This window comes from Dietzia papillomatosis NBRC 105045, assembly GCF_001570845.1.
GTDB lineage: Bacteria > Actinomycetota > Actinomycetes > Mycobacteriales > Mycobacteriaceae > Dietzia > Dietzia cinnamea.
The window spans coordinates 1-8,464 of the sequence record NZ_BCSL01000073.1; the positions used below are offsets into that span (position 1 = coordinate 1).

Here is an 8,464-nt window from a genome sequence, read left to right on the forward strand (position 1 = left end):
CGCGTCGCCCACCTGGTCCGGGGACGGATGATCGACTACATCGAGTTCGATGACGGATTCGCCATGGTCAAGACGACCGCCCCGGCGTTCGCGACGGGTCGCAGTCTCGGTGCGACCTCGATCCGCACGGACCACGGCGTGACCGTCGTGGCGATCAAACGCCCGGGGGAGGGCTTCACCTACGCCACCGCGGAGACGATCCTGCACCCCGGAGACACCATCATCGTCTCGGGAAAGGTCCGCGACACCGAGCGTTTCGCCGACCTGGCCTAGCCCCGCCACGCGTGCCGAACGGACACCGCCAGTTGCAGAGTCGGCCAGTTCGGCGACACTGTCTGTTTTACATAAGGTCTGGATATCGGGGTGCAGGAGGGGATTGGCAGTTGAGGTGCGATCACGGTATGAAGCGGTATCCGCGGCCGGGTTCGGTGAGTAGGTGCTGGGGTGTGGCTGAGTCGTCTTCGAGTTTGCGGCGTAGTTGGGCGATGTATACACGCAGGTAGTGGGTTTCCTTTTGGTAGCCCTCACCCCATACTGCGCGGAGGATTTCTTGTTGGGTGATGAGTTTGCCGGGGTTGCGGGCGAGGATTTCCAGGACGCCCCATTCGGTGGGGGTGAGGTGGAGGGTCTGGCCGTGGCGGGTGACGGTGGATGTGCGGAAGTCGATGGTGAATCCGGGGGTTTCGATTACTGCGTCGGTTGGTGAGTTGTCTCTGTGGCTTCGTCGTAGGGCTGCGCGGACGCGGGCGAAGAATTCGTCCATGGCGAAGGGTTTGGTCACGTAGTCGTCGGCTCCGGCATCCAGGGCGTGGACTTTGTCGGCGGAGTCGGGGCGGGCGGATAGGACGAGGACAGAAGCTTGGGACCATCCCTGGAGTCCGTGGAGAACGTGGATGCCGTCGAGATCGGGCAGGCCCAGATCCAGGATGATCAGGTCAGGGTCGCATTCGGCGGCGCGGGTCAGTGCGTCGGTCGCTGTCTCGGCGGTAACCACGGTTATGCCCCGGGCCCGGAAGTTGATGCGTAGGGCGCGTAAGAGTTGGCGGTCATCGTCGACGATGAGCACGGTGGGGGTCATTGGGATGTGCCCCGTGCGGTTGATGAACTGGTTGCGGTTGGCCCCTCGATGTGGTCGCCGGTGTTGCTGCACGCGGGCAGGTCCACCTCCACCGTGGTGCCCCCGCCTGGGGTTTCGTCGATTGAGACGGTGCCGCCCATCGCTTCGACGAAGCCGCGAACCACGGACAGTCCGAGGCCGATCCCGGTAGATGTGTTGGTGTCTCCTTGGCGGTGGAATGAGCGCAGGACAGTTTGGCGTGACTCGGCGGCGATTCCGGCGCCGTCGTCGGCCACGGCGATGAGGGTGCGGGCGTGGCCGGTGTCCCAGAGTGTGCGGGCGGTTAATCGGACTGCGGATCCTGGAGCGTGGCGCAGGGCGTTGTCCAGCAGGTTGCCCAAGACGCGCTCCAGTAGTCCGGGGTCTGCCCACGCCGTGGCCCCGTCGGTGTCGACGGTGACCCGCTCGCGGTCCGATTTGCGGCCGACCGTAGCGGTGACCAGGGCTGTCACCGCGGTCTCCTCCACATCTACGTGCTGGGGCGTGGGGTGGACGACGCCTGCGGCCAGGCGTGAGGAGTCGAGCAGGTTGTCGACCAGTGCGGCGAGGTGGTCGATCGATTCCTCGACGGTGGCGAGGAGTTCTGCGGTGTCCTCGGGGTCGAAGTCGACATCTGCTGCTCGGAGCGAGGAGATTGACAGTTTGGCCGCCGCGAGTGGGGTGCGTAGGTCGTGGCCGACGGCCGAGAGCAGCGAGCGGCGTAGGCGGTCGGTTTCGGTCACCGCCTGGCTATCGGCGGCGGCTCGGGCCAGTTCCTGGTTCCGTACAAGCGCTGAGGCGTGGCCGGCGACGACGGCGAGGAGCTTCCGGTCGTGTCCGGTGAGCCGTGGCCCGGTGAGCAGGAGTCGGTCGCCGGGCTCGGTCTCGATAGCGGTTGTCGCTCCGTCCTCGCTTCCGGGCGGCTGCTCCCCGACGCTGGCCAGGATCGTTCTGTCCCCACCGAGGAATGACACGCCGTCCTGCGTGTAGACAGTGCGCACCTTCTCCAGCAGGGCTTCCAGGTTGGGGGCGCGCAGTGCGGCCCTGGCGAACAGGGTGAGCAGTTCGGCATCTCGACCGGACTGCGTGGCTTGTCTGTGTTGTCGCGCTGATGTGTCGACCAGGAGGGACACGGCGATGGCCACGGCGATCATGACGAGGATCGAGACGATGTTGGCGGGTTCGGCGATGGTGATGCTGTACCGCGGGTGGGTGAAGAAGAAGTTGAGCACCAGGCCTGAGATGAGCGCGCACACGGCGGCCGGCCATACTCCACCGAGTAGCGAGACCGCGAGGACACCGACGAGGAAGAGCCAGCCTTGTGAGCTGAAGTCCATCCGTTCGTCGAGCAGGTGGTTGATTACGCCCACGAGGACGGGTACCAGGATCGACCCTGCCCAGGCTGCGGTGCGTCGGGTCGCTGGCCGCGGCGCCCTGCCCCGCCGGTGAGCGCCGGAGGCCTCGGGGTGGGTGACCATGTGGACGTCGATAGACCCGGATTCCTGCAGGACCGCCGAGCCGATTCCCTCGTCAAATAGTCGGCGCCATCGGCTGCGGCGGGAGGTTCCCAAGACGAGCTGGGTGGCATTGACCCCGCGGGCAAAATCCAGGAGGGTCGCGGCGACGTCGTCCCCGGTGACGGTGTGGACCGTCGCTCCGAGGCTCGCCGCGACCTCCCGGACTTCGGGCATGCTGTCGCCGGTCGAGATCAGTCCGTCGCCGCGGAGCACGTGGACGACCACCAGTTCGGCCGATGAGCGTGAGGCGATGCGGCTCGCGCGCCGCACCAGGGTGAGGGACTCCGGGCCGCCGGTGATCGCCACTACGACGCGCTCCCTGGTTTCCCAGGTGTCGGTGATGTGCTTGGTGTTGCGGTAGCGACTCAACGCCTCATCCACGCGGTCGGCCAACCACAGCAGGGCCAGTTCGCGCAATGCCGTGAGGTTGCCCACCCGGAAGTAGTTGCCCAGGGCGGCGTCGACACGCTCGGGGTGATAGACCTGCCCGGCCATCAACCGCAGACGCAATTGTTCGGGGCTGATGTCGACGAGCTCGATCTCGTCGGCCGCGCGAACCACCGCATCCGGGACCTTCTCGCGCTGTTCGGATCCGGTGATCTGGGAGACGACGTCGTTGAGACTCTCGAGGTGCTGGATGTTGAGGGTGGTGTGGACGTCAATTCCCGCGTCGAGCAGATCGGCGACGTCCTGCCAGCGCTTGGCGTGCTCGATACCGGGGGCGTTGGTGTGCGCCAGTTCGTCGACCAGGGCGATCTGCGGTGCCCGATCGAGGACCGCCGGTAGGTCCATTTCCGTCATCGATGTCCCGCGGTAGGTCACCGTCCGGCGGGGCACGGATTCCAGTCCGTCGAGCAGTGCGGCGGTTCCTTTTCGGCCGTGGGTCTCCACCAGGCCGACCACGACGTCGTTGCCCTCGGCGACCAGACGATGGGCGCGTTCGAGCATCTCGGTGGTCTTGCCCACTCCGGGGGCGGCTCCGAGGTAGATGTGCAGCCGCCCCCGCGGTGATCCGGACATGAGCAGACCTTAGCCCTGTGGCCTTGAGTCACGTTCCGCGCAGCCGGGCGCCGTGAGCCCGAGAGCCACGTTGAGCTCGGTCACCCGCACCCGTGGTTGGCCGAGGAACCCGAGCTGACGGCGATCGGTGTGCTCGGCGACAAGGTCTCGCACCCTGGCGGGGGAAAGGCTATTTTCCCGCGCCACCCGGTCGACCTGGATCGCGGCATACTCGGGCGAGATGTGCGGGTCGAGCCCGGAGCCGGACCCGGTGACGGCATCGACCGGCACCTCGTCCGGGTCCACACCCTCGCGCTGGGCGATGACCTCACGCCTGGTGGTGACCCATTGGGCCAGGTCCGGGTTGGACGGCCCCAGATTGGAGGGCGCGCCGGCGGCCGGGTCGCCAGGCGTCATGGCGGCCAGCGTGGGGTCGGCCTGGTCCCCTGAGCCGGCGACGCGGGCGTGGAAGTACGGATCCGGTTGGCCGGGCCGGGTCTGCGGGTCGGTGGCCAGCAGGGCCGAGCCGACCGCGCACCCGGCGCTGTCCCGGATGATCGCCCCTTCGGCCGACGTGCTGTCGATCCGTGAGATCGCCCAGACCGAGACCGGATAGGCCAGGCCGCACAGGAGGGTGAAAAGGGCGACGACGACAAGGGCCGGTCGCAGCTGGCGCAGGGCAGTGGTGAGAGTGGACATGAGTCACGCGATCCCGGGGAGGTGTCGGACGAGCAGGTCGATGAGCCAGATCCCGAGGAACGGCGCGACGACGCCACCGAGCCCGTAGATCAGCAGGTTGCGCCGCAGCAGCGACGCGGCCGAGGCGGCCCGGTACTTCACGCCACGCAGGGCAAGTGGGACCAGCAGCACGATGACGATCGCGTTGAAGATCACCGCAGACAGGATTGCCGACTCCGGGCTCGCAAGGCCCATGACGTTGAGCTTGTCCAGCTGCGGGAAGATCCCCACAAACAGTGCGGGCAGGATGGCGAAGTACTTGGCCAGGTCGTTGGCCAGGGAGAACGTGGTGAGCGCGCCGCGGGTGATGAGCAACTGTTTGCCGATGCCCACGATGTCGATGAGCTTGGTGGGGTCCGAGTCCAGGTCCACCATGTTGCCGGCTTCCTTGGCGGCGGTGGTCCCGGTGTTCATGGCCACGCCCACGTCGGCCTGGGCCAGAGCGGGGGCGTCGTTGGTGCCGTCGCCGGTCATCGCGACCAGTCGGCCTCCGGTCTGCTCGGCGCGGATGCGGTCGATTTTGTCGTCCGGGGTGGCTTCGGCCAGGTAATCATCGACTCCGGCTTCGGCGGCGATCGCGGCGGCCGTGAGCGGGTTGTCCCCGGTGATCATCACGGTCCGGATCCCCATCGCCCGAAGTTCGGCAAAGCGCTCGCGCATTCCCGGTTTGACCACGTCAGACAGTTCGATAGCTCCGAGGATGCGGGGGAGGCCGACCGGCAGGGGATCCCGGTCGCCCGAGACGGTCACGGTCATCTCGGCGACCACCAGTGGTGTGGCCCCGCGCCGGGCGATGCGCTCGACGATCTCGCGCACCTCGACCATCACCTCGCCTCCGTGGGCGGCGACCCAGTCGACGATCGAATCCGCTGCGCCCTTACGGACCTGCCGTACCGTGCCGTCGGCCAGAGGCAGGTCAATGCCGGACATCCGGGTGTGGGCGGAGAACTCTACAGGCTCGGCGTCTTTCTCCGAGGCCGTGGCCGCGGGCGGCAGCCCATGGTCGTGGGCACAGAGTTCCACGATGCTGCGGCCCTCCGGGGTCTCGTCGACCAGGCTCGAGGCCCATGCGGCCGCGGCGAGCTCCGCCGCCGATATATTGCCTACCGGCGCCAGGGTGGTGGCCTGACGGGAGCCGAAGGTGATGGTGCCGGTCTTGTCGAGAAGCAGGGTGTCGATGTCCCCGGCGGCCTCGACCGCCCGGCCCGAGGTGGCCAGCACGTTGTGCTGGACGAGCCGGTCCATTCCCGCGATGCCGATGGCGGACAGCAGCGCGCCGATGGTCGTGGGGATGAGGCACACCAGCAGGGCGATGAGCCGGAGCGGATCGATCTCGGCGCCCGAATAGGCGGCGACCGGGCCGAGCGCGAGGACCGCCACCAGGAACACGATCGTGAGCATCGCCAGGAGGATGTTCAGCGCGATCTCGTTGGGGGTCTTCTTGCGTTCGGCCCCCTCGACCAGCGCGATCATCCGGTCGACAAAGGACTCGCCCGGGGCGGTGGAGATCCGCACCACGATCCGGTCCGAGAGCACGACGGTCCCGCCGGTGACGGCACTGCGGTCGCCGCCGGACTCCCGCACGACGGGCGCGGACTCCCCGGTGATCGCCGACTCGTCGACGGTGGCGATGCCCTCGACCACGTCGCCGTCACCGGGGATGGTCTCGCCGGCGAGGACCTCGACCAGATCCCCGACGACCAGTTCCGTCGACGAGACGGTCTGGGTCTCGTGGGGGCCGCGCCGGACCCTGGCGGTGGTCTCGGTGGTGACCTTGCGCAGGGCATCGGCCTGCGCCTTGCCGCGTCCCTCGGCGACCGACTCTGCCATGCCGGCGAAGAGGACCGTGGCCCACAGCCAGGCCGCGGTGGACCAACTGAACACGGTGGGGTCCATCACCGCCAGGACCGTGGTGAGCAAGGAGCCCACCCACACCACAAACAGGACCGGGTTACGGGCCTGGTGCCGTGGGTCGAGCTTGCGCAGCGCCCCGGGGGCGGCCGCGGCGAGTTGCCGGGAATCGAGCAGGGCGGTCACTGGAGTGCCTCCGCGATAGGTCCGAGGGCGAGCGTGGGCACGAAGGTCAACGCCGCCACCAGGAGGATGACGCCGAGCAGCAGGCCGCCGAACAGCGGTCCGTGGGTCGGCAGGGTGCCGGGGCCGGGCTCGCTGCGCTTCTGCGCCGCGAGAGAGCCGGCCATGGCCAAAACGAGGATGATCGGCAGGAACCGACCGAGAATCATGCACACGCCGAGGGCGGCCTGGAACCAGTGGTCGGTGACCGTGAGTCCGCCGAACGCGGAGCCGTTGTTGTTGGCCGCCGAGGCGAAGGCGTACAGGTACTCGCTGAGTCCGTGCGCCGAGTTGGGCGATCCGGCGGGCCCGCCGTTGCTCTGGGCCTCGAGCGCCGACGGCAACACGGCGGTGATCGCGACGCCGGTGAGGACGAGCACGGGCATGACCAGCAGCGACAGGCTGGCGCAGGTGATCTCGCGCCGGCCGATCTTCTTGCCCACGATCTCGGGCGTTCGGCCGACGAGCAGCCCGCCCACGAACACCGCGAGCACGGCCAGAACCAGGATCCCGTACAGACCGGTGCCGACCCCGCCGGGCGCAATCTCACCGAGCAGCATGTTGAGGATCAGCGCCCCACCACCGAGCGCCGAGTAGCTGTCGTGTGCGGAATTGACGGCGCCGGTGGAGGTGCCAGTGGTGGACACCGCGAACAGCACCGAGGCCGGGATCCCGTGACGGACCTCCTTGCCTTCCATCTGCATCCCGGAAGCCTGCGTGGCCACGCCAACGGCGTTGTACTCGGCCCAGGTGACCACAGCGAGCATGCCGCCCCACAGGGTGGCCATTACGCCGAGGATCATCAGCCCGTGCCGGCGGCTGCCCGCCCCGGACTCGGCGAGCATCGTGCCGAATGTCCGGGTCAGCGCCACCGGGATCAGCAGTAGAGCGAGAATAGACAGCAGGTTCGCCAGCGGGGTGGGGTTCTCGAACGGGTGCGCCGAGTTGGCCCCGAGAACGCCGCCGCCGTTGGTTCCGAGAAGCTTGAGCGCCTCCTGGGAGGCGACCGGCGCCGTGGAGATCTGCTGCGCGGTGCCGTCCAGGGCCGTCACGGCCACACCACCGGACAGCGACTGGATCATGCCCTGGGTGAGGAACAGCGCCGCGAAGATCAGGCCGAGGGGGAGCAACACCCGCACCACGGCGCGGGTGAGGTCTACCCAGAAGTTGCCGATCACGCTGCTGCGGACCCGGCAGAACCCTCGCACCACCGCGACCGCCACGGCGATCCCGACGGCTGCGGAGACGAAGTTCTGCACCGTCAGCCCGATCATCTGGGTGAGGTTGGTCAGGGTCTGCTCCGGCGTGTACGACTGCCAGTTGGTGTTGGTGACAAAGGAGGCGGCGGTGTTGAACGCCATGGCCGGTTCAACCGCGTCCTGGCGGGCCCCCAGCGGCGGCAGCCAGTGCTGGACGCGCTGGATCACGTAGAGCGCCAGCGTGCTGATCGCGGAGAATGCGAGCACCCCCAGGGCGTAGACGCGCCAGGACTGCTCGCGGCGCGGATCGACGCGGGCGAGTCGGTAGAGCAGTCGTTCGATCCCGAGGTCACGGTCGCTGGTGAACACCCGGGCCATGTAGTCGCCGAGCGGGATGTACAGCGCGGCCAGCAGGCCGACCAGGCAGGCCGCCTGGAGGCCCGCTGCGAGCGCCGGGCTCATGAGAACCGCTCGGGGTCGACCAGTGCGAGCACCAGATAGGCCAACAGGCTCGCCGCCACCACCAGCAGGACGACGGTGGTGGCGCCCGCGACGGTCATCGCACGGCCCCCGTCGTCTCAGCAGGGGGGGTGGGGTCTTCGGACCTGGAGAGCCGGTCGACGAGCGCTACGCAGCCGATCAGACAGGCCGACATGAGCGCGAGATAGGCGATATCGAGCATCGCGGGCACGGTCACTTTCACTCGGGGCCAGTGCAGGAACGCCAGCACTGCGCTAGGAAGCGTGCGCCCGTGCGCCCTGCCCGCGGAAGGGGCGTTTACGGGATCCTGATGCTCTGAGCAGTGATCTTTACTCGTTCTTGACGCCAACGCGGAGCACACG

Annotated in this window: 7 protein-coding genes; 1 reads left to right on the plus strand and 6 read right to left on the minus strand. The window is 68.1% G+C overall.

Going from position 1 to position 8,464, the window contains the following annotated elements:
- On the plus strand, nt 1-273 hold a 273-nt coding region (locus DPA01S_RS15455; protein WP_198150833.1), incomplete at its 5' end, for a cation:proton antiporter regulatory subunit.
- A 121-nt stretch (nt 274-394) separates the two neighbouring features.
- On the opposite strand, the gene DPA01S_RS15460 is transcribed toward DPA01S_RS15455, so the two are convergent.
- From DPA01S_RS15460 to DPA01S_RS15485, 6 genes are read right to left on the minus strand one after another with little or no spacing between them, the layout of a single operon-like run.
- On the minus strand, nt 395-1,078 hold the full coding sequence (locus DPA01S_RS15460) for a response regulator (RefSeq protein WP_061917682.1): 684 nt from the start codon (nt 1,076-1,078) through the stop codon (nt 395-397).
- Nucleotides 1,075-3,633, minus strand: a complete 2,559-nt coding sequence (locus DPA01S_RS15465; RefSeq protein WP_083961830.1) for a DUF4118 domain-containing protein — start codon at nt 3,631-3,633, stop codon at nt 1,075-1,077. The genes DPA01S_RS15460 and DPA01S_RS15465 overlap by 4 nt, the downstream gene beginning before the upstream one ends.
- Before the next feature lie 9 nt (nt 3,634-3,642).
- Entirely contained in the window at nt 3,643-4,311 is a 669-nt protein-coding gene (locus DPA01S_RS15470) for a potassium-transporting ATPase subunit C (RefSeq protein ID WP_061917686.1), read from the minus strand.
- A gap of 3 nt (nt 4,312-4,314) precedes the next feature.
- Nucleotides 4,315-6,387, minus strand: coding sequence for a potassium-transporting ATPase subunit KdpB (kdpB, locus tag DPA01S_RS15475; protein ID WP_375545290.1), 2,073 nt, complete (start codon nt 6,385-6,387; stop codon nt 4,315-4,317).
- The gene (gene kdpA / locus DPA01S_RS15480; RefSeq protein WP_061917689.1) at nt 6,384-8,084 is read right to left on the minus strand and encodes a potassium-transporting ATPase subunit KdpA; all 1,701 of its coding nucleotides are present in this window, start codon (nt 8,082-8,084) and stop codon (nt 6,384-6,386) included. The genes kdpB and kdpA overlap by 4 nt, the downstream gene beginning before the upstream one ends.
- On the minus strand, nt 8,081-8,182 hold the full coding sequence (locus tag DPA01S_RS15485; RefSeq protein WP_061917692.1) for a potassium-transporting ATPase subunit F: 102 nt from the start codon (nt 8,180-8,182) through the stop codon (nt 8,081-8,083). Before DPA01S_RS15485 ends, kdpA begins: the two co-directional genes overlap by 4 nt.
- Nucleotides 8,183-8,464 lie beyond the last annotated feature (282 nt).